This window comes from Pseudomonas asplenii (assembly GCF_900105475.1).
Taxonomy (GTDB): domain Bacteria; phylum Pseudomonadota; class Gammaproteobacteria; order Pseudomonadales; family Pseudomonadaceae; genus Aquipseudomonas; species Aquipseudomonas asplenii.
Window position 1 is genome coordinate 6,452,264 of the sequence record NZ_LT629777.1, and the last position, 20,854, is coordinate 6,473,117.

Sequence of the window (20,854 nt, forward strand, 5' to 3'; positions counted from 1 at the left end):
CCCGACTTATCCTTGGTCCATCGAATCAACGAACCAAGGAGCATCACCATGGGCAAACGTCATCCTGATTTTCCCGCCTGGCAATGGCGCGTGGCACCGAGCATTTCGAGCGACGGTACCCGCGAAGGCCTGCAACTGCTGTCGATGGTCCTGTTTGCCCTGGCCTTCCTGCTGGTGGCCAGCGGGGTCTTCACCCAGGACCCGACCAACGTTGCCATCGGCGTGATCGGCCTGGTTGCCGCCGCCGGCCTGCAGCGCAAGCGCCATATGCTGGAGGCCTAGAGCAACCTTGATCCGGCTCCCGAAAACTGGCGCAACCTTAGCCAAAGATGGTGACGGTCTGCCGGCTCAGGGCGATCAAACGGTCGTCCGGGCTCCACAAGGCCGCCGCCACATGTCCGTAGCCATCGCGGGCATGTTCGATCACGGCGAGGTATTTGCACCAGTCCAGAGTCGTGAGTTCCAGCAACGGCTGAACGAACTCAATGGTCCAGGTCAGGCTGCTGCCGGCTGCCATCTGCTTCAGATGCGACAACAGCGCCGGTGGCCAGGCGTCAACAAGGGCCAACAGATGGGTCTCGCTCAACGGCTCTTCCCTGACGTCACCGCGCAGGCGCGCCCAGCCGCCCATCTGCCGCGAGGTATTGCCGGAGAACGGAAAGCCACCAACGCCCCAACGCAGTGACAAATGCTGCGTGAACTCCGGCGTCACGCCTTTGACGTAAGGTATCTCCTGGCATTGTTCCCAGTGCTTGATTAGCGGAGCCGGCTCGGCCTCAACCGCCACCGCCGACGCTCGCGAGGCACCGAAACTGCCCTGCACCAGGGTCACCACCTGGCCGTTCTGCACCGCCCTTCCCAGGACTTGGCTGACCGCCTTGCCCTCGCGCAGCACCTCGACCTCGAAACTGACCGGCACCAACGGCTCGACCGGACCGACAAAGGTCACCGCCAATGAACGCACAGGACGCTCGAGCGACACCCGCGCACGCATGGCTTCGTACTGGAGCGCAACCACCAGGCCACCAAAGCTGGCACGGCCCTGGGCCCAGTCGGCCGGAATGACCACAGCCTGGGGATCGCGACGGACCACTTCGAGCAAATCTGAAAAACCCATGCACACCTCGGCTAAGAATTCTCTGATACCCGCTGCACAGCGTGCATCGTAGCAACAAGGGATCTTAACCAGCCTCCCCGCCGGGTAAAGCGTCCATTGCCGCCAAATCACCGGTCAAACAGGTCGTGGCCTCAGGCAAAGCAGCTTTCGCCGAGTTTTTCCAGCCTCCGATCGGCCTTTTCTTCGGCGCGGGCCATGGTCGTGCGCCAGCCATTGACGCAGGGTTGCAGGTCTTCCTGAGTCTGCGCCTGGGCCAACCACTGCCAGCAGTCATGCCAATCACCCAGGGCTTCCTGGGCAGCCTTGAGCCGCCGCAATGCCGAGGCCGGCAGCCGGTCCAGTTCAGGGTAGGCTTCGGCAGCGTAACGCACCCGCTTGATCAGCAGCCGCAGACGATGACGGTCGTGACCCGGAGCGTGCAAGGCCTCGTCCAGCGCCCGCCATTGCTTGGCCAGGCGATTCTCGATGCGCTTGCGCAAGCCCTTGAGCAGGCCCTGATGCTCAGCGGCCCGCAAGAAGCGAGGGAAGGCATCGAGTACATCGAGCAGATGCTTGAGTTCCGGACTACGCGCGACTTTCCAGTAATCCTCGGCCAATTGCGCGGTCCGTCGCGTGGCCGCAGCATGATGCCCCTGCCGGTGCAGGTAGGCTGCCAGCACTTCACGATCGCGGATCGGCGTGGTCAGTCGCCCCACTTCGGCCGCCGCCTGCTCCAATGGCTCGACGCCCGGCAAACCGCGCAAGGGCCGCAACAGGCTGCGCAGGCGCCGCACGGCGATACGCAGATCGTGCAGCCCTTCGTCATCGGTCAGCGCATCGACCCGTGCATGACAGGCCAACAACCGTACCTCAAGATTCACCACCTGAACCACCAAATGATCCACCAGGGCCGACATCGACATCACTCCCAAATCGAACTTCCAAGACTACGACGCAATGACCGCAACGCCTGTTGCAATGCATCCATCGACGGGGTTTGTTCAGCATAACGTTGACCGACGAACAACTCGCCAAACTCACGAATACTCTGCGCCTGGCGCGGCAACCGCAAGGCCGCGCGCTCGACGAAAGCCAACGGGCCCTCGCCCGGCTCACGCACCAGGCCGCGACGGCTTAGCAGCTTCTCGAAGGTCGCGAACGCGCGCAGTTGCGGATCGGACTTGCTCTGCCAGGGACGCAGCAGCCACAGCGACAAGAGTGCCAGAATCAGCACCAGTCCGACCGGCAGCAGCACCCCGGACAGATCGCCGAACCAGCGCCCCAGCAAGCTGAATTGCTGCTCGCCCTGATAACCCAGAACCCAGCGTTGCCAACCATAATTGAGATTATCCCAGCCCAGGCGCAATGCATTGAGCCAGCTCAGTTGGCGGTAACGCAGCGGCGAGAACGCCGAGACGCCCGGCATGCCCTCATCGGCGGCCAGAGCCTGCTCCAGCCCCTGGTCGATCCGCTGCGGTGCCACTGCGTAGGTCGGATCGACACTGCGCCAGCCCTGCCCAGCCTGCCAGTACTCGACCCAGGCATGGGCGTCGTATTGGCGCACCGCGAGGAAATGCCCCGCCGTGTTCAATTCGCCACCCTGATAACCGGCCACGACCCTGGCTGGAATACCCGCCGCCCGCAGTACATAGGTCATCGCGCCAGCGAAGTGCGCGCAAAAGCCCTGACGACTGTCGAAGAGGAACCCGTCGACGCTGTCGGCGCCCAGGGTCGGCGGCCTGAGGGTATAGTGATAGGGCTCGTCGTGAAAGTGCTTGAGCAGCGCCGCCACCAACGCGTCAGGCTGTGGATAAGTGCGCCGCAATTGCGCCGCCCACTGACGCGTCCGGGGATCGCCCTGGACCGGCAACTGCAGGGTCCGGCGCCGCGCCCGCTCATCGAGCTGCGGATCGCGCGGCACCTGTGGCCAGGAACTGGTCCGATAGAGCAGCGCCTGCTGCACCGGTCGCTGGCGCTGCAGCCGATAGTCCGCCAACTGGCGCGCATCGTCGAGGTCGCTGCTGGCCACATCAAGCGTTGGCAGCCAGGGCTTGCCACTCGGTTGCAGGATGATGCTGTAGCGCCAGGGCTCACCACTGGCCTGCCATTTCGGCGCCGGGCTGGAGGCGATCCCCGCCGACTGGCTCCAGCGTCGACCATCGAACTGCTCCAGGGTCAACGCGCGCCAGTACAGCTCCTGGCGCGCAGGCAGCGGACCGTCGAAGCTGGCACGAAACGCCAGGTCGGCGGAGCGCCCGAGTTCGGCGATATCGCCCGGCGACATGCTCTCGGACAACCCCGTCAGGCCCTTGTCTCTCGGCAGCGGCAACGACCACAACGGCGCGATCCGCGGGAAGAACACGAACAACACAAGCATCAGCGGCAAGGCTTGCGCCAGCAGGGTACCGGCCAGCCTCAAGGTCGCCAGCGGCCGGGTCTCGGGACCTTGCTGCAAGCCGATCAGCGCCGCCAGCAGTGCGCCGATCGGCAACAGGCTGTAGAGCGCCCAGGGCAGGCTGTCTTCGAACAGATAGGCCACCGCTACACAGAACAGCCCGAGAAAGATCAGGACCAGCGCATCGCGATGGGTGCGGGTTTCCACCAGTTTGAGGATGAACATCGCCACCAGCAGCACCGCGCCGGCGTCCAGGCCGATCAGGCTGCTGCGGGAAAGCCAGATGCCGCCGATGGTGAACAGCAGCAACAGCAATTCCAGCAAGCGCCCGGGAAACGCCGCCCGCATGCGATACACCTGGATACGCCAGAACGTGCAGCCGAGCCAGAAGGCAACCATCCAAACCGGCACATGGAACCAGAACGGCACCATGACCAGAGCCTGGGCCACCAGCAACCAGACCAGGCTGGCCCGAGAGATCGTCGGCGCACCGTTCACGCCGGTTTTCCGAACAGCGCCAGGGCGCGCAGGCAGGCCTCGCAATGGGCCGCACCACTATCGGTCGCCAGACGTTGACCCGGCAACTGCAGGGCAAACGGCTGCTCGCGCCGGGTCAGTTCCAGAACCCAATGGCACAGCCGCGACAGACGCTGCTCGACATCACCGCCCAAAGCAAGAAAATCCAGGCAATGCTCCTGCCCCTCAAGGCGGGCGAAGTCCTTGATCAACAAGCCTTGCCCACGCGAATAGGCCTTCCAGTGCAAGCGCCGCCAGGAGTCGCCGGGTTGGTAGGGTTTGAGGCCCTGATAATCGTCGACACCCTGACCGTGAGCCCGCACGCCCTCCTCCGGCTCGTCTTCCGTCAGGCTGGCCAGGATGGGCAGTTCGCCTTCCAGCGGCTGTGGATAAACCAGCACCTGCTGGCCCAGATCGACCCAGCTCCAGGCCCGCACAATACCCAGGGGAAAACTGCTGTGCACACCGATACGCGGGGCCACCAGCCAGCCGCGTTTCTGGGTCGGTCGGGTCAGATGCAGCTCGTGAACGCCCGTCGGCGGTACATCCGCGAGCTGCGTCGGTTGCGCCGACCAACCGAGGTGGATCGCCTGATGGCTTTTCCCGGTACTTTCCAGGCGCACCACGAAGCGCGCCTCTTCACCAACGAACACCGCCGGCCCGACCCCGGCACTCAGTACCAGCCCCCGCAGGTTGCGGTAGGTGTGCAGGATCGCCACGACGAACACCGACAACAACAGAAAACACAGGCCATAGGCGAGGCTGTTCTGGTAATTGATCGCCACCAGCAGGATCAGCAACAGCAGAGCCGCGAATACCGCGCCCGCCCGGTTGGGCAGGATGAAGATGCGCCGCTGGGTCAGTTCCACCCGTGCCGACGGCGGCAGACGCCGGGCCAGCCAGGCTTGCCAGACCTTGCGCAGCCGGGCGCTCAAAGCGCCGACACCTCGCGCAGCAGCCATTGCACCAGCGCGCCGCCGCCCAGGCCGGTCGGGTCGGCACGCTCACGCAGGCGATGGCCGACCACCGCCGGCAGCACCGCCTGCACATCCTCCGGAATCACGTAATCGCGCCCGGCCAGTAACGCCCAGGCCCGGGCTGCAGCGAGGATCGCCAGGCTCGCCCGGGGCGAAAGGCCCCAGGCGAACTGTGCTTCGCTACGGGTCGCGCCGACCAGACGCAGAACGTAGTCCACCAGCGGATCACTGGCCCGCACCTGCTTGACCTCCTGCTGCAAGGCGGCCAGTTCGCCATGACTGAGGATCGGCGGCAGACGAGGTAGCAGGTCACGCCGCGAAGCCCCCAGCAGCAGGGCCTTTTCCGCCGCCTGGGCCGGGTAGCCAAGAGACACACGCATCAGGAAACGATCGAGCTGCGACTCGGGCAAGGCAAAGGTGCCACCCTGCGTGCTGGGGTTCTGCGTGGCGATCACAAAGAACGGCGACGGTAGCGGTCGGGTGGCGCCTTCGATGGTCACCTGGCCTTCTTCCATGGCTTCGAGCAGGGCGCTCTGGCTCTTGGGCGTGGCCCGGTTGATTTCATCGGCCAATACCAGTTCGGCGAAAATCGGCCCGGGATGGAACACGAAGCCGCCGCTGTCCTTGTCGAACACCGAAGTGCCGAGAATGTCGCTGGGCAGCAGATCGGAAGTGAACTGGATACGCTGGAAACTCAGGCCAAGGACCTTGGCCAGGGTATGACTGAGGGTGGTTTTGCCCATGCCGGGCAGGTCTTCGATCAACAGATGGCCGTCGGCCAGAATGCAGGTCAGCGCCAGACGCACCTGCGCATCCTTGCCCAATATCACCTGATTGACGGCTTGCAGGCAGGCTTGCAGTTTACTGCGCATCGGCAGACATCCAAACGTGGGGAAACAGCAAGGATAGTACCGAACCGGTAAAACCAGGCTCTACCCTGCCGTTGTGGCAAGCACTCTTACCCTTGTAGAGCCGGCTTCATCCGCAAAGAACGATGACGAGGTCTTGCTGAAAACACCCGTCGCCCTCTTGGCGAATGAAACCGGCCACACAAGAGGCATTCCAATCCCTTGCAGAGAAAGGGCTCCTACACCGTCAGGCGCCCCGCCTCCCGATACCGATCAACGACCCGCGCGCGACTCACGGATGTAGAACCGCGCCTTCTCGGCCTTGGCCGAGCAACCCTCGTAGGCTTCGAACTGCTGCTGGGTCTTGGCCCCGGTCAGCAACGAGAGCGCCTTGGAGTAGCTCACGGTCCCGGCAAAGCCTTCGGCCTTGGCCAAGTCCAGCTCATGCCAGGCCGCATCCAGCTGGGTCCCGCAGCTTTCGCGGTAAGCGGTCTTGCCCGCACAACCGGCCAACGACAATGCAATCAACGGCACACAGATCCAGGCTTTCATCGATGACACCTCAAGAAAAAAACAGTCGTGCAGCTTATGACGGCGCGCCAGGCAAAAAGTGCCTTGTCCGCTCCAGCAAGCTTAACCAATCCATGGAAATCGGCGCCAGCCCGTCCTCGTCAAGGACGCGGCGATTGTACCGCAGCCTGCCTTGGGTGCATTGTGGGTGACCGGCTGGAAAGGAGTGCATGATGAAAAAACGTGTCGCATTGGTGCTGGGCTCGGGTGGGGCCCGCGGTTACGCCCATATCGGGGTGATCGAAGAGATCGAAAGGCGCGGTTATGAGATCGCCTGTATCGCCGGCTGCTCCATGGGCGCAGTGGTCGGCGGTATCTATGCTGCCGGCAAGCTCGACGAGTACCGCAACTGGATCGAGAGCCTGGACTATCTGGATGTCCTGCGCCTGGTCGACGTCAGTTTCAGGCTGGGAGCGATCCGTGGCGAAAAGGTCTTCGGCCAGATCCGCAAGATCGTCGGCGAAATCGATATCGAAAACCTGCGGATTCCCTACACAGCAGTCGCCGCCGACCTGACCAATCAACAGGAGATCTGGTTCCAGGAAGGTTGTCTGCACCAGGCCATGCGCGCCTCGGCGGCCATTCCGAGCCTGTTCACCCCGGTCATGCAGGGTAATCGCATGCTGGTCGACGGTGGCATTCTCAACCCGCTGCCGATCGTGCCGGTGGTCTCCAGCCACTGCGACCTGATCATCGCCGTCAACCTCAACTCCACCAACCAGAAGCAGTACCAACTGCCGGTGATCCAGCGCCCGCCCGCCTTCAAGAGCCGCTTCAATGCGCTGCTCAGTTCCATGGGTTCGCGCCTGCCGTTCCGGCGCAAGCAGGCCGAGGAGTTGCTGCGCCTGGAGCAGCAGACCCTCGCCGCGGACGCGGCAGACATCACCAACGCCTGGCTCGACCCCGCCGAACCGACCGCTCAACAACCGGCGGCGGCACCGCAGGACGCTGGTGCGCCGAAGTCCGCGACCGGTTCGTTCATCATCGACAATGTCGGCCCGGCGTCATTGCTGGACCTGATCAACCAGAGTTTCGAAGTGATGCAGACGTCGCTGGCGCAGTACAAGATCGCCGGTTATCCGCCGGATATCCTGATCAACGTGCCCAAGCGGGTGTGCCGGTTCTTCGAGTTCTACAAGGCGCCCGAGTTGATCGCCCTGGGGCGCGAGATCGCCCGCGATACCCTCGATCGCTACGAGGAGGAGCGCCGCTGAGGTTGCAGGTGAGCAGCCTGCCACACAAGCCGCCCTCGCCCCACTCGCCCCTTCACTCCAAAATCAGCCCGTTATCAGCCCCGGTTATCGAGCAGGCGATAGCCGATACCGGCCTCGGTGACGATGAAACGCGGGCAGGTCGGGTCATCCGCCAGTTTCTGACGCAGGTGCCCGACCACGATCCGCAGGTAGTGGCTGTCCTCGGTATGGGTCGGCCCCCAGATGTCCTTGAGCAGTTGCTGCTGGGTGATGACCCGCCCGGGATGCCGTGCCAACTGGGCAAGCACCGCATACTCCTTGCGGGTCAACGCCACTTCCACGCCTTCCAGCGACACCCGGCGATACGCCAGGTCGACGGTCAGCGGACCGAATATCAGCGCCGCCTCCTGGACCTCGCCAGCCGGCACCTGGCGCAGCAGCGCACGGATGCGCGCGAGAAACTCCTGGATGCCAAAGGGCTTGGTCACATAGTCATTGGCACCACCGTCCAGGGCCTGGACCTTCTGGGCTTCACTGGCCCGCACCGACAGCACCAGCACCGGCGCGCCGGACCATTCGCGAAACTCGCGCAGCACCTGCTGGCCGTCCATGTCCGGCAACCCGAGGTCGAGCACCAGCAGGTCGGGCTTGTTCAAGGCGGCATGCGCCAGCCCTTCGGTGCCGGTACCCGCCTCCAGTACCTTGTAGCCCTGGGAAGCCAGGCTGATACGCAGGAACTTGCGAATCTGCGGTTCGTCGTCGATGACCAGAATGGTCGCTATCGGATTCATGGTTGGCGCATCGTCATGAGGAATCGTCGAAGCATATCAGGCTTCACTTTCAAATCCCGGCTGCTCCTGCAAGGGCAGGAATAAGGTGATACAGGTACCCCGACCGTCGATCCCCTCTGCCACGCCGATATGCCCGCCGTGGGCACCGACCATACCCTGACAGATCGCCAGTCCAAGCCCCGTGCCCTGGCCGCCGCGATCACCACGAGCAGCGGTATAGAACATGTCGAAGATCTTGCTCCGCTCCTCCTCTGGAATACCCGGGCCTTCATCACTGACCGAGAAGAACAGTTCGCCGTCGGCAGCTCCCGCACCGATTTGCAGGCGACCCTGGCTCGGCGAAAACCGCGCGGCGTTTTCCATGACATTGACCAGGGCCTGCTCGATCAGCGCCGCATGCACGTAGAGCAACGGCAGCTCATCGGGCACCCGCGTGCTGACCTGCAACGGCGCCAGCACCGCACGCAAGCGATTCAGGGCGCTGCCGACGATATCCGCCGGCGCTACCCAGTCCCGGGCCAGTTTCAGCGCGCCGTGACCAAGGCGCGTCATGTCGAGCAGGTTCTGGATATAGCGGTCGAGCCGTTCGGCCTCGTCGCGGGTGCCTTCCAGCAGTTCCTGGCGATCGTCCGGCGGAATCGCTTCGCCCAGGGCCAGCAGGCTGTCGATACTGCCACGCATCGAAGTCAGCGGCGTGCGCAGGTCATGGGAAACCGACGCCAGCAGGGCACTGCGCAGTTGCTCGGTTTCCCCGTGCAGACGCGCCGCCTCCAGATCATCGGCCAGTTGCGCCCGGGCCAGGGCCTGGGCCAGTGGTTGGCTCAACGCGGTCAGCAGGCGACGGCGCTGGCCGGTCAACGCCTGGCCTTCGCGGGGACGCACACCGAGTAACGCCAGCGGCCCCTCCTCCGCCGACAGCGGCCACCACCACCAACGCCCGAACGGCAAGGTGCCGGTACCCATTCCAGCGGGTTGGTCGTGCTGCCAGGCCCAGTCGGCGGCAGCACGTTCGGCTTCGGAAAACACCAACGCCCCACCGCTCTCGACAGTCCAGCCCCCCTGACCATCACGATTGAGCAGGCACAACTCCAGTTCCTCCCAACCGCTGAGGTGTTGCGACGCGGCACTGATGACCGCCTGGCGATCGGTGGCAGCGGTCAACTTGCGCGACAGGTCGAGCAGTTCGCTGGTTTCCTCCTGGGTATCGCGCAGCGCCTGCAATTGTCGGCGCTGGCGGGCCGCCAGGTTGCCGGTCAACGCCGCCATCATCAGGAAGAACAGCAGCGTCAGCACATCCTCTTCGCGCTGGATGGCGAAGGAAAAGTTCGGCGGGATGAACAGGAAGTCATAGGTCAGGAACGACAGCACCGCGCAGGCCAGGGAAGGGCCAAGACTGCTGCGCACCGCCACCAGCAGCACCGCAGCGAGGAATACCAGGGAGATGTTCGGCAGCGGCAACACACTGGCCACCCCCCAGGCCAGGCCACTGGCCAACACCGTTGCCAGCAGCGCCAGCAGGTAGTCGAGCCAGACCACCGCCTGGGGTTCGCGAACGCGCGGCGGGTGCGGCTCCTCCAGGCTGTCGAGGACGTTGATTTCCAGCCCACGGGCATTACGCAACAGCCGCGCGGCCAATCCGCCGCCGAACAAGCGGCGGCGCAGGCGCTGGCGGGACTGGCCGACCAGCACCAGGCTGGCCCGACGCTCGGCGGCATGCTGGATCAGCGTCTTGGCCACCTCCCCGGCCCGCAGCAGGACCACTTCGCCACCGAGCCGCTCGGCCAGTTGCTGGGCACTTTGCAGACGCAGCCGCGACTGCTCGTCACGATGGCGACCGTTATCCACATGCACCAGGCTCCAGGGCAGATGACGGCGCTGAGCGACCCGGCTGGCATGCCGCACCAGGCGCTCGGCCTGGGCATCGCCGTCCACGCCAACCAACAACCGCCCGCGAATGGCCGGCGCGGCCTGACCGAGGGTCCGATAGCCCAGGGCCAGATCATTGTCGACCTGGGCGGCAGCGGTCTGCATCGCCAGCTCGCGCAAGGCGTTGAGATTGGTCTGGGTGAAAAACGCGTCGATTGCCGCCCGGGCCTGCTCCGGTACGTAGACCTTGCCGTCGCGCAGGCGCTCGAGCAATTCCCGTGGAGGCAAATCGATCAGCAACAGTTCGTCGGCTTCCTGCAAGACCCAATCCGGCAGCGTCTCGCGCACCTGCACGCCGGTGATGCCGCGCACTTGGTCATTGAGGCTTTCCAGGTGCTGAACGTTGACCGTGGTGAACACGTCGATGCCGGCGGCGAGCAGTTCCTGGACATCCTGCCAGCGTTTCAGATGGCGGCTGCCTGGGGCATTGCTGTGGGCCAGTTCGTCGACCAGCACCAGTGTCGGGCGGGCCTTGAGCAGGCCGTCGAGATCCATTTCCTCAAGCTGTACGCCACGATACTCGGAGCGTACCTGAGGCAGTTGCGGCAGCCCGGTGAGCAGCATCTCGGTCTCTGCCCGGCCATGGGTCTCGACCACGCCGACGATCAGCTTCACACCCTGGCGCAATTGCGTATGCGCCGCCTGCAACATCGCGTAGGTCTTGCCCACTCCCGGCGCGGCCCCCAGGAATACCTTGAGCCGGCCACGGCCGGTGCGGGGCAGTTCGGCTAACAGCGCGTCGGCGCGACCGGAATCACTCATGTATGGGGTTCTCACTGTTGGAACGGATACTGCCACCCGGATAGGGGGTTAGGGTTTTGGGTCGGGCTGGAAGGCCTCTTCGCGGCGGTTAGCCGCGAAGAGGCCAGCCAACCTTGTCCAATTTCCCACAAACAACAGCACTCACCGAGTTATTTCGAGAGATCGGCCAGCGCCGCATTCAATGCAAGCACATTGACCACCGGCGGGCCAATCAACGGCTGTTCGATGTGCGCCTCCAGCAGTTTTTCGACGGTGGCCGCCGGCAGGTTGCGCGCCTGCGCCACCCGCGCCAGTTGATAGCGAACGGCGGCGGGTGGCAAGTGCGGATCAAGGCCACTGCCAGACGTGGTCAGCAGCGCCAGGGGAACCGGCCCCTGGCTTGGTACGGCCTGCTTGGCCGCATCATCGAAAATTCGCGTCGCCAGCGCCGGGTTGCTCGGGGCCAGGTTGCTTGCGCTACTGGACACCGTGGCAAAGGCCCCGGCCGATGGGCGCGGGTGGAACCAGGCATCGCCAGTGAAGTCCTGGGCAATCAGTGACGAACCGCGGACCTTGCCATCGGCATCGATCAGCAGGCTGCCATTGGCCTGGTCGGGGAAAACGGCCTGGGCCACACCGGTCACCACCAGCGGATAGGCAATACCGGTCAACAGGGTCATCAGGGCCAACAGGCTCAGGGCTGGGCGCCATACGGTAGACATGTTCAGTTCCTCAATTCGGGTAATGCAGCGATTGGGCCAGGCCAGCCCGCGCCTGCAAGGGAGCGGGCTGGAGGGGCTACACCAGATGCAACGCGGTCAGCAGCAGGTCGATGGCCTTGATGCCCACGAACGGCACCAGAATCCCGCCCAGGCCATAGATCAGCAGGTTGCGTCGCAGCAGCTGCGCGGCGCTGGCCGCCTGCACTCTTACGCCACGCAGCGCCAGCGGGATCAGCACGACGATGATCAGCGCGTTAAAGACGATCGCCGAGAGGATCGCGCTCTGCGGACTGGCCAACTGCATGACGTTGAGCACCCCGAGCTGTGGATAGATCGCCGCAAACAGCGCCGGCAGGATCGCGAAGTACTTGGCCACATCGTTGGCGATCGAGAAGGTGGTCAACGCACCCCGGGTCACCAGCAACTCCTTGCCGATCTGCACCACGTCCAGCAACTTGGTCGGATCGCTGTCGAGGTCGACCATGTTCGCCGCTTCCCGCGCGGCCTGGGTGCCATCGTTCATCGCCATGCCGACATCGGCCTGAGCCAGTGCCGGGGCGTCGTTGGCGCCGTCGCCGCACATTGCCACCAGGCGACCGTCGTTCTGTTCCAGACGGATACGCGCCAGTTTCTTCTCCGGCGTGGCCTCGGCCAGTACGTCATCGACCCCGGCCTCGGCAGCGATCGCCGCCGCCGTCAGCGGGTTGTCGCCGGTCACCATGACGGTGCGGATCCCCAGTTTGCGCAGTTCGGCGAAGCGCTCGCGGATGCCCGGCTTGACCACGTCCTTGAGATGAATAGCGCCAAGCAGCTTGCCTTCGCCACAGACCAGCAAGGGAGTGCCGCCACTCTGGGCAATCTTGTCGATCTCCCGGGACAGCGCCGGTTGCAGGTCACTGCGTTGCTGACCCAGGAATGCCAGCAGCGAATCCACCGCACCCTTGCGATACACCCGGCCCTGATGGTCGACACCGGACAAGCGGGTTTCGGCGCTGAACGGCACGGCGGTCAGTTCGGTAGCCGCCGGTTCCGGCTGTGGATAAAGATCACGCAGGTATTCGACGATCGACTTGCCTTCAGCGGTCTCGTCGGCCAGCGAGGCCAGCAAGGCGCCTTGGGCCAACTCGCGCACCGGCACACCCGGCGCCGGATGAATCGCACTGCAACGGCGGTTACCGAAGGTGATGGTGCCGGTCTTGTCCAGCAACAGCACATGCACGTCGCCGGCCGCCTCCACCGCCCGGCCAGACTTGGCGATCACGTTCAGACGCACCAGGCGGTCCATCCCGGCAATACCGATGGCCGACAGCAAACCGCCAATGGTGGTCGGGATCAACGTCACCAGCAGCGCCACCAGGAACACCAGCGGCAGGCTGCCACCGGCAAAGTGGGCGAACGGCTGCAGGGTCACCACCACCAGCAGGAAGATCAGCGTCAGACCGATCAGCAGGATGTCCAGCGCAACTTCATTGGGCGTCTTCTGGCGCTTGGCGCCTTCCACCAGGGCGATCATGCGGTCCAGGGTCGACTCACCGGGGTTGCTGGTGATGCGTATCAACAACCAGTCGGATACCAGCCGAGTGTTGCCGGTGACAGCCGAACGGTCGCCGCCGGATTCGCGAATCACCGGTGCCGATTCACCGGTGATCGCTGCTTCGTTCACCGCGGCGATGCCCTCGATCACCTCGCCGTCGCCGGGAATCATTTCGCCGGCTTCGACGCGCACCACATCCCCCTTGCGCAAGCTGTTGGCGGGCACCACCTGGAAGCTGTTGTCAGCCTTGCGCCGCCGTGCGCTCAAGCCCTCGCTGCCGGCCTTGAGGCTGTCGGCGCGGGCCTTGCCCCGCCCTTCGGCAAGGGCTTCGGCGAAGTTGGCGAAGAGCACGGTGAACCACAGCCAAATGGCGATCTGCACCGCGACGAAGGTCGGCACGGCGCTGTTGGGGATCAGGCAGAGGACAGTGGTCAGGATCGCTGTCAGTTCCACCACCAGCATCACCGGCGCGCGTTGCAACTGGCGCGGGTCGAGCTTGACGAAAGCTTGTACCAGCGCCGGCCGCCACAGGTCGGCAAAAGTGGTCTTGGGCTGTTCGACGACAGCCGGTTTTGTTGCGGGAAGCGGCATGTTCATCATCAGATCCTCAGTTCTTCAGTCCAGGCACAATCAGGCTCAAATGCTCTGCAATCGGTCCCAGAGCCAAGGCCGGCAGGAACGTCAGGCCACCCACCAGCAGGATCGTCACGGTCAACAGGGTGACGAACAGCGGGCCATGGGTTGGAAAGCTGTTCTGCCCGACCGGCACGGTTTTCTTCAGAGCCAGGCTGCCTGCCAGGGCCAGCACCGGGAGGATGTAGCCGAAGCGACCCAACAGCATGGCGAGGCTCAGCATCAGATTGTGGAACGAGGTGTTGCCGCTGAAACCGCCGAACGCCGAGCCGTTGTTGGCACTGGCCGAGGTGTAGGCGTACAGCAACTGGCTGAAACCATGGGCGCCGGGATTGCTGACCGCACCAGCCGGGCCAGGCAGGCTGGCGGCGATGGCACCGAGCACCAGGGTGCCGATCGGCATCACCAGCAGGGTCACCACCAGCAGTTGCACTTCCCGGGCCTGGAGTTTCTTGCCCAGATATTCCGGGGTCCGACCGATCATCAGGCCGGCGAGGAACACCGCGATCAGCACGTTCAGCAACATGCCGTAGAGGCCCGCGCCGACGCCGCCGAAGATCACTTCACCGACCATCATGTTGACCAGCGCGACCATGCCGCTCAGCGGGTTGAGGCTGTCGTGCATCGCGTTGACCGAACCGTTGGACGCGGCGGTGGTGGTCACCGCCCAGAGCACCGTACCGGTGGTGCCGAAACGGGTTTCCTTGCCTTCCAGCGGCGCGGTCTGCTCCACCAGCGGGTTGTTCAGCGTCGGGTTCGGCTGGTACTCGGCATACAGCGAGACCGCGCCACCGATCAGCAGCAGGGCCAGCATACAACCGAGAATCGCGCGGCTCTGGCGCAGGTCCTTGACGTAGTGACCGAAGGTGAACACCAGTGCCGCCGGGATCAGAATGATCGAGGCCAGTTCGATCAGGTCGCTCCAGGCCGTCGGGTTTTCGAACGGGTGCGCCGAGTTGGCACCGAAGAAACCGCCGCCGTTGGTACCCAACTGCTTGATGGCGATCTGGCTGGCCGCCGGGCCGAGCGGAATCACCTGGTCGACACCCTGCAGGGTCACGGCATTGACGTAGTGCGCGAAAGTCTGCGGCACGCCCTGCCATACCAGGAACAGCGCCAGCAACAGACACAGCGGCAGCAGGCCATAGAGGGTGGCGCGGGTCATGTCGACCCAGAAGTTGCCGAGGGTTGCCGCCGAACGACGGGCGATACCCCGACACAGCGCGACCAGCACAGCCAGGCCGGTGGCGGCACTGACGAAGTTCTGCACGGTCAGGCCGGCCATCTGGCTCAGGTAGCTGAGGGAGGCCTCGCCGCTATAGTTCTGCCAGTTGGTGTTGGTCATGAAACTGACCGCGGTATTGAACGCCAACGTCCACTCCTGACCCGGCAGGTTCTGCGGGTTGAGCGGCAGGTATTGCTGGAACAGCAGGATCGCGAACAGCAGTGCGAAACCGGCGAAGTTGAAGGCCAGCAGGGCCAGGGTGTACTTCTGCCAGCTCTGTTCCTCCTTGTCATCGACACCGGACAGGCGATAGCAGACCCGCTCCACCGGCCCCAATACCGGCGTCAGCCAGGTACGCCGCCCCTCCATCACGTTGTAGTAAAACCGCCCCAGAGCGGGCGCAGGCAACAGCACCAGCGCCAGGAAGGCCAAGATCAGCCAATAGTCATAAGCCTGCATAACCGCCGCTCCTAGTTCCGATCCGCGCGCAACAGCGCAACCAGTAGATAGATGAACAGCGCCACTGCCAGCAGCAGTGACACCGCGTCCAGAATGCCCATGGGATTTCTCCGTGATACGGCGATTGCCGCGTGTGGGAGCATTGTCGGAAGGAAGGCCGTAAAGGAACGAGAGCGACGCCTGGGGCGATACGTAAAGAAGGCGTAAAGAGTCAGTTTACAGAGGCATTACGCCCTAGAATCGGCAGGGCGCTACCCCCGGAACCCGCAGCCAGGGCGCCGGATGCCGGGGCTTTATGTCGAAACTGTTACATAACCGACAACCGCTCAACATGCGACGCCTGTAGCGTCTCGCGCGGCTACACTTGAAATGGACACTCGTGCCTGCGGGCCGGGCCCTCCCTACGTGCAACAACCTCGCGGAACGTTTCCCGCTTCGCGGCTTTACCGGCAGATAATCACACGCATGCAGAACACTCCCGCTCCTCTGGCCGATGTCAACAAAACGCTATCGCCGGGCGATGACAAGCGCTGGAATGTCCGCGCGCTGATCGTCGACGACGATATTCCGATCCGTGAACTGCTGATCGACTACCTGGCCCGTTTCAGCATCCAGGGCATTGGGGTCACCGACGGCGCGGCAATGCGTCAGGCCCTGCAACTGGAAACCTTCGATGTGGTGGTCCTGGACCTGATGCTGCCAGGCGAGGATGGCCTGTCGCTGTGCCGCTGGCTGCGCACCGAATCGGATATCCCGATCCTGATGCTGACCGCCCGTTGCGAACCCACCGACCGGATCATCGGCCTGGAACTGGGCGCCGACGACTACATGGCCAAACCGTTCGAGCCACGGGAACTGGTGGCGCGCATCCAGACCATCCTGCGCCGGGTACGCGACGACCGCACCGAGCAACGGGCCAACATCCGTTTCGACAACTGGCGCCTGAACAGCGTATTGCGCCAGTTGATCGCCGACGATGGATTGGTGGTGCCGCTGTCCAATGCCGAGTTCCGCCTGCTCTGGGTATTCATCGAACGACCACGCCGGGTACTGAGCCGCGAACAGTTGCTCGACGCTGCCCGGGGTCGCTCGATCGAAGCGTTCGATCGCAGTATCGACCTGCTGGTGTCGCGGCTGCGGCAGAAACTGGGCGACGATCCGAAATCGCCACAGTTGATCAAGACCGTACGCGGTGAAGGTTACCTGTTCGACGCGCGAGACATCGGCTGATGCGTCCCCGCTTCAACACGCTGTTCGGACGCCTGTTCGGCGTGTTGATGCTGGCTATCGTGCTGGCGCATCTATTGGCCTTTATCTGGTTCCATCATTACGGTGGTGGACCTCCCCCACCACCGCCCTCGTCCTCAACGATGTCGGAGCCGTTCGACCCGCGCTTCCCGCCACCGCACGGTCATCGACCACCACGGCCATGGTTCGGCGGACCGATGGTACCGCTGACCTTCCAGTTCATCGCCCTGACGATCGCCGCCTGGTACGGCGCCAAGTTGCTGACCCGGCCGATCAAGCGCCTGAGCGAGGCCGCCGAGCGCCTGAGTGAAGACCTCGACAGTCCACCACTGGATGAAACCGGTCCATGGGAAGCACGCCAGGCCGCCGCCACCTTCAACCTGATGCAACGGCGCATCCGTGAGCAGGTGCAGCAGCGTGGCCGCATGCTCGGTGCGGTGTCCCACGACCTGCGCACGCCGTTGTCACGCCTCAAGCTGCGTCTGGAACAGATCGACGACGTAAAACTGCAGGGGCAGATGCGTCAGGACCTCAACGACATGATCGGTATGCTCGATGCCACCCTGAGCTACCTGCATGAACAACGCACCAGCGAAACCCTGCAATGGATGGACGTGCAGGCCCTGGTCGAGTCCCTGTGTGAAAACGCCCAGGATCAAGGAGCCCAGGTCCGTGCCAGTGGGCATTGCGCGCCCTTGCTGGTACAGCCGATGGCCTTGCGTTCGTGCCTGAACAACCTGATGGACAACGCCCTGCGCTACGCCGGCGATGCCCTGATCACCCTCGAGGACAGCCGGCGCCAGTTGATCATCCGGGTCATCGACCACGGTCCCGGCATCGCCGCCGACAAGCGCGAGGCGGTATTCGAACCTTTCTATCGCCTGGAAGGCTCGCGCAACCGCAACTCCGGCGGGGTCGGCCTGGGCATGACCATCGCCCGTGAAGCCGCGCAACGCCTGGGCGGAGAGCTGTTGCTGGAGGACACCCCCGGTGGCGGCCTGACCGCCGTGGTCAGCCTGCCCCGCGCCTGATCGTCATGTGTGGCGGCCGGTACAAAGCCCACATACCCTCGACAACTGCCCCTGGGAGTCTGCATGAGCCGGTGTTGCGCCACCGGCCTTGCCAACACTTAGGGAGTGAGCATCATGATCGGTAGCGTCAGCAGTCTACTGAGCTATGTCGGCTACAACAGCACGACGACGGCCACGCAACGCCAACAACAATTCCAGAAACAACTGCTCGCCAAGCTCGATACCAACGGCGACGGTTCCATCAGCCAGGATGAACTCAAGACCGCCCAGTCAAAAGATGGCGACAACAAACTGCTGGCGGATCTGAGCCAGAATTTCACTTCGCTCGACAGCGACAGCAGCGGTGGCATCAGCCTTGACGAGCTGGCCGCACTCAAGCGCCCGGAACATGGCGACCATGCGCCTGATACCCAACTGGCCGATGCCCTGCTCAAGGCGCTGGACAGCAATGGCGATGGCACCCTCAGTAACGATGAACTGGCCACCGGCCTGAGCAATGCCGGCAGCAGCGCCGACAGCACTTCGCTGTTCTCGGCCCTGGACAAGGACTCCAGCGGTAGCCTCAGCGTTGACGAACTGGCCGCAGCCCTCGCGCCGCCTGTGCCGCCAGTCCAACTGTCGAGCAGCCAACTGTTCAGCCAACTGGACACCGATGGCGATGGCAGTATCAGCCAGGCCGAACTGGCCAGCGCGCTGCAGGGCAGCACTGACAGCAGCTCGAACTGCGCGGTGACCACCGACAGCACGACAACCGTCAGCACCGGCAATACCGCCAGTGCCCTGCTGCTCAAGGCCCTGGCCGATGCCAGTGGCACCTCGACCAGCACCACTCAGAAGGCTCAGGACAACATCGCCGAAGCCCTCAGCCGCCTGATGGTCAGCCTCAACACCCAGTATCAGAACCGCAATACCGTGACGGCGACCAGCAGCACCGCTGCCGCAGCCTGATCCCTGAGGGCACCGCTCACAGAGCTTCCCACTCAGGGAGAGTGCGGGCCCTCAGACTTTCTCGTCGTGCCGCCCCTGGCTCGCACTCCAGTCGAGCAGCAGGCTGTAGGCCACCGCCAACAAGGTGGGGCCGATAAACAGACCGATAAAACCGAAGCTGATCAAACCGCCGAAGACGCCCAGCAACACCACCACCAATGGCAAATTGCCGCCCCGGCTGATCAGGTACGGCTTGAGTACGTTGTCCACGCCACTGATGATGAACGTGCCCCAGATGCCGAGGAACACCGCCATACCGTACTCGCCCTTCCAGGCCAGCCAGGCCGTGGCTGGAATCCACACCAGCGGCGGTCCCATGGGGATCAGGCTGAGCAGAAAGGTCGCCAACCCCAGCACCAGGGCACCCGGCACCCCGGCGATCAGGAAGCCGATCAGGGCCAGCACGGCCTGGGCCGCCGCCGTACCGATCACGCCATTGACCACCCGTTGCACCGTACCGGCCACCAGCCCCTGGTAATAACCGGCACGTTCGCCGATCAGTCGCTCCAGCAGGCTGAGGACGAACGCCGCCAACCGAGGCCCATCCCGATAGAAAAAAAATACGAAAAGGATGCTCAGGGTCAGTTCGAGAATCCCGCTGCCGATCTGTGCGCTGCGGGCCAGCAACCAGTTGCCGACCTGCCCCAGATAGGGCTTGACCGCCACCATCAGCGCCGCGCCCTGCTCATCGATGGTATTCCAGATACCCACCAGCCGCTCACCGACCAGCGGTACCCCTGCCAGCCAGGAAGGCGCCTCGGGCAGGCCGTCGACCTGAACATCCTTGATGAAGGCCACCGCATCGCGCACATGGTCCGCCAGGTTGAGCCCCAGCCACACCAGCGGAGCCGCCACCAGCACCATCCAGCCCAGGGTCAGCACGCCGGCGGCCAGCGTCTCGCGTCCACCCAGCAGACGCGTGAGCAACAGCATCAGCGGCCAACTGGCAAAGGCCAGCACCGCGCCCCAGAACAGCGCCGACCAGAACGGCGCCATCACCCACAAACTGGCACCAAACAGCACCAGGAGCAGTATCTGCACCAACAGTCGATCATTATTGAGCATGGGGATTCCACAGAGAGATTCAGAGAGGAAAGCTTAGGCGAACTCACGAACGTGCGTTCGCCGCGTCACGACTATCGCAACAGTTCCAGGTGCAGGCCGGCGGTCTTGCCGTCCCCCAGTTCCAGCCGGGCCGCCCTGACTCCGGCGGCCACCAGCGCCTGGCGCCAGGCCTCGGCGGCACTGCCCGACAGGCTGATGCGCGAGGTGGTATCGAGATTCAGGCCCCTGGAGATCAGCGAAACCCAGGTAGCCTGCGGCTCGCCGACCAGCTTCGGCAGGTCGAGCTTGCCGGTATCGCGCAACTCGCGCAGCAAGGTCGCCGACGTCGGCAGCAACTCGCCCAACGGTGCATTCGCGGCAAACTGCTCGACATGCAGGTACGCCCGGCGATTGCCCCGGGTAATGCTGTACAAGGCCATCAGCGAATCATCCTGCGGCGCGGCCAGGCGCAGCAACAGGTAGGCCTGCTGATCGTCGGCCCCGGACAGCAGCGGATTGCCGAAGACCTCATTGGCCCACAGGCTGTTCTCGCCGCAATCGCGGGCCTGACACCAGAACAGCAACTGCGCGCCCTCCTTCTGCAAGGCTTCACGGGCTGCAGTAAAGGCTTCGTTGGCGCTGCGTTCCGGCGGCAGCTCGTAGGTCACCGAGGTCATCTGCCCACGGGCATTGACCTGGCCTTCGCTGCGCAGCCGGTTGCTGATCTTGCGGATCGAGCCCTGTGGATAAATACGCTCCAGCTCGGCGGGTGCCCGGTAGTCGACGATCTGGGCATCGGCCAGGCGCGGTACCAGCGGCAGGTCATGGCTGCCCGGTACGTCGGCGGCCAGCAGCGTACTGCTGACACAGGCCAGGCCCAGGGCCGCAGCCAGGGTGGTGGATAATTTCATCGGATCG

Annotated in this window: 19 protein-coding genes; 5 read left to right on the forward strand and 14 right to left on the reverse strand. The window is 64.1% G+C overall.

The window, feature by feature from the left end; translation table 11 throughout:
• The first annotated feature begins 48 nt into the window (after positions 1-48).
• Positions 49-282 (forward strand): hypothetical protein, encoded by a 234-nt coding sequence (locus BLU37_RS28570; protein WP_010449005.1) that lies wholly within the window; start codon positions 49-51, stop codon positions 280-282.
• A gap of 37 nt (positions 283-319) precedes the next feature.
• On the opposite strand, the gene BLU37_RS28575 is transcribed toward BLU37_RS28570, so the two are convergent.
• The 6 genes from BLU37_RS28575 to BLU37_RS28600 all read right to left on the reverse strand — a co-directional run bounded on the left by BLU37_RS28575 (position 320) and on the right by BLU37_RS28600 (position 6,384).
• Positions 320-1,117, reverse strand: a complete 798-nt coding sequence (locus BLU37_RS28575) for an acyl-CoA thioesterase (RefSeq protein ID WP_010449006.1) — start codon at positions 1,115-1,117, stop codon at positions 320-322.
• A gap of 131 nt (positions 1,118-1,248) precedes the next feature.
• On the reverse strand, positions 1,249-2,013 hold the full coding sequence (locus tag BLU37_RS28580) for a CHAD domain-containing protein (protein ID WP_172833070.1): 765 nt from the start codon (positions 2,011-2,013) through the stop codon (positions 1,249-1,251).
• Between the two features lie 5 nt (positions 2,014-2,018).
• Positions 2,019-3,989 (reverse strand): transglutaminase TgpA family protein, encoded by a 1,971-nt coding sequence (locus BLU37_RS28585; protein ID WP_090210829.1) that lies wholly within the window; start codon positions 3,987-3,989, stop codon positions 2,019-2,021.
• Positions 3,986-4,969 carry a DUF58 domain-containing protein gene (locus tag BLU37_RS28590; protein ID WP_172833071.1) on the reverse strand — a complete coding sequence of 328 codons (984 nt, stop codon included), beginning with the start codon at positions 4,967-4,969 and terminating at the stop codon, positions 3,986-3,988. Before BLU37_RS28590 ends, BLU37_RS28585 begins: the two co-directional genes overlap by 4 nt.
• Positions 4,939-5,856: an AAA family ATPase gene (locus tag BLU37_RS28595; RefSeq protein ID WP_090210833.1), complete on the reverse strand. Its 918-nt coding sequence runs from the start codon at positions 5,854-5,856 to the stop codon at positions 4,939-4,941. Before BLU37_RS28595 ends, BLU37_RS28590 begins: the two co-directional genes overlap by 31 nt.
• Before the next feature lie 249 nt (positions 5,857-6,105).
• Positions 6,106-6,384, reverse strand: coding sequence for a hypothetical protein (locus tag BLU37_RS28600; RefSeq protein WP_010449011.1), 279 nt, complete (start codon positions 6,382-6,384; stop codon positions 6,106-6,108).
• A 191-nt stretch (positions 6,385-6,575) separates the two neighbouring features.
• Here BLU37_RS28600 and BLU37_RS28605 point away from each other — a divergent pair, with 191 nt between their 5' ends.
• A complete protein-coding gene (locus BLU37_RS28605; RefSeq protein ID WP_010449012.1) occupies positions 6,576-7,616 on the forward strand; it encodes a patatin-like phospholipase family protein in 1,041 nt (346 codons plus the stop codon).
• A 74-nt stretch (positions 7,617-7,690) separates the two neighbouring features.
• Here the strand turns inward: BLU37_RS28605 and BLU37_RS28610 are convergent, their stop codons facing one another.
• The 6 genes from BLU37_RS28610 to kdpF form a co-directional block, all read right to left on the reverse strand.
• The gene (locus BLU37_RS28610) at positions 7,691-8,386 is read right to left on the reverse strand and encodes a response regulator (protein WP_019360341.1); all 696 of its coding nucleotides are present in this window, start codon (positions 8,384-8,386) and stop codon (positions 7,691-7,693) included.
• A gap of 36 nt (positions 8,387-8,422) precedes the next feature.
• A complete protein-coding gene (locus tag BLU37_RS28615; protein ID WP_090210835.1) occupies positions 8,423-11,074 on the reverse strand; it encodes a sensor histidine kinase in 2,652 nt (883 codons plus the stop codon).
• 149 nt (positions 11,075-11,223) lie between these two features.
• Entirely contained in the window at positions 11,224-11,775 is a 552-nt protein-coding gene (kdpC, locus tag BLU37_RS28620; RefSeq protein WP_090210837.1) for a potassium-transporting ATPase subunit KdpC, read from the reverse strand.
• A 76-nt stretch (positions 11,776-11,851) separates the two neighbouring features.
• Entirely contained in the window at positions 11,852-13,900 is a 2,049-nt protein-coding gene (kdpB, locus tag BLU37_RS28625) for a potassium-transporting ATPase subunit KdpB (protein WP_408003691.1), read from the reverse strand.
• 16 nt (positions 13,901-13,916) lie between these two features.
• Positions 13,917-15,626, reverse strand: coding sequence for a potassium-transporting ATPase subunit KdpA (gene kdpA / locus BLU37_RS28630; protein WP_090210841.1), 1,710 nt, complete (start codon positions 15,624-15,626; stop codon positions 13,917-13,919).
• Positions 15,627-15,637: 11 nt separating this feature from the next.
• The gene (gene kdpF, locus BLU37_RS28635; RefSeq protein ID WP_017902697.1) at positions 15,638-15,727 is read right to left on the reverse strand and encodes a K(+)-transporting ATPase subunit F; all 90 of its coding nucleotides are present in this window, start codon (positions 15,725-15,727) and stop codon (positions 15,638-15,640) included.
• 364 nt (positions 15,728-16,091) lie between these two features.
• On the opposite strand from kdpF, the gene BLU37_RS28640 reads away from it, so the two are divergent.
• The 3 genes from BLU37_RS28640 to xopAW all read left to right on the forward strand — a co-directional run bounded on the left by BLU37_RS28640 (position 16,092) and on the right by xopAW (position 18,853).
• Positions 16,092-16,856, forward strand: coding sequence for a response regulator (locus tag BLU37_RS28640; RefSeq protein ID WP_010449018.1), 765 nt, complete (start codon positions 16,092-16,094; stop codon positions 16,854-16,856).
• Positions 16,856-17,905 (forward strand): HAMP domain-containing sensor histidine kinase, encoded by a 1,050-nt coding sequence (locus tag BLU37_RS28645; protein WP_090210843.1) that lies wholly within the window; start codon positions 16,856-16,858, stop codon positions 17,903-17,905. The genes BLU37_RS28640 and BLU37_RS28645 overlap by 1 nt, the downstream gene beginning before the upstream one ends.
• Before the next feature lie 114 nt (positions 17,906-18,019).
• A complete protein-coding gene (xopAW, locus tag BLU37_RS28650) occupies positions 18,020-18,853 on the forward strand; it encodes a XopAW family type III secretion system calcium-binding effector (protein WP_090210844.1) in 834 nt (277 codons plus the stop codon).
• A gap of 51 nt (positions 18,854-18,904) precedes the next feature.
• On the opposite strand, the gene BLU37_RS28655 is transcribed toward xopAW, so the two are convergent.
• A complete protein-coding gene (locus BLU37_RS28655) occupies positions 18,905-19,957 on the reverse strand; it encodes an AI-2E family transporter (RefSeq protein WP_090210846.1) in 1,053 nt (350 codons plus the stop codon).
• Between the two features lie 71 nt (positions 19,958-20,028).
• Positions 20,029-20,847 (reverse strand): DUF4892 domain-containing protein, encoded by an 819-nt coding sequence (locus BLU37_RS28660; protein ID WP_090210848.1) that lies wholly within the window; start codon positions 20,845-20,847, stop codon positions 20,029-20,031.
• Between the last annotated feature and the right edge of the window lie 7 nt (positions 20,848-20,854).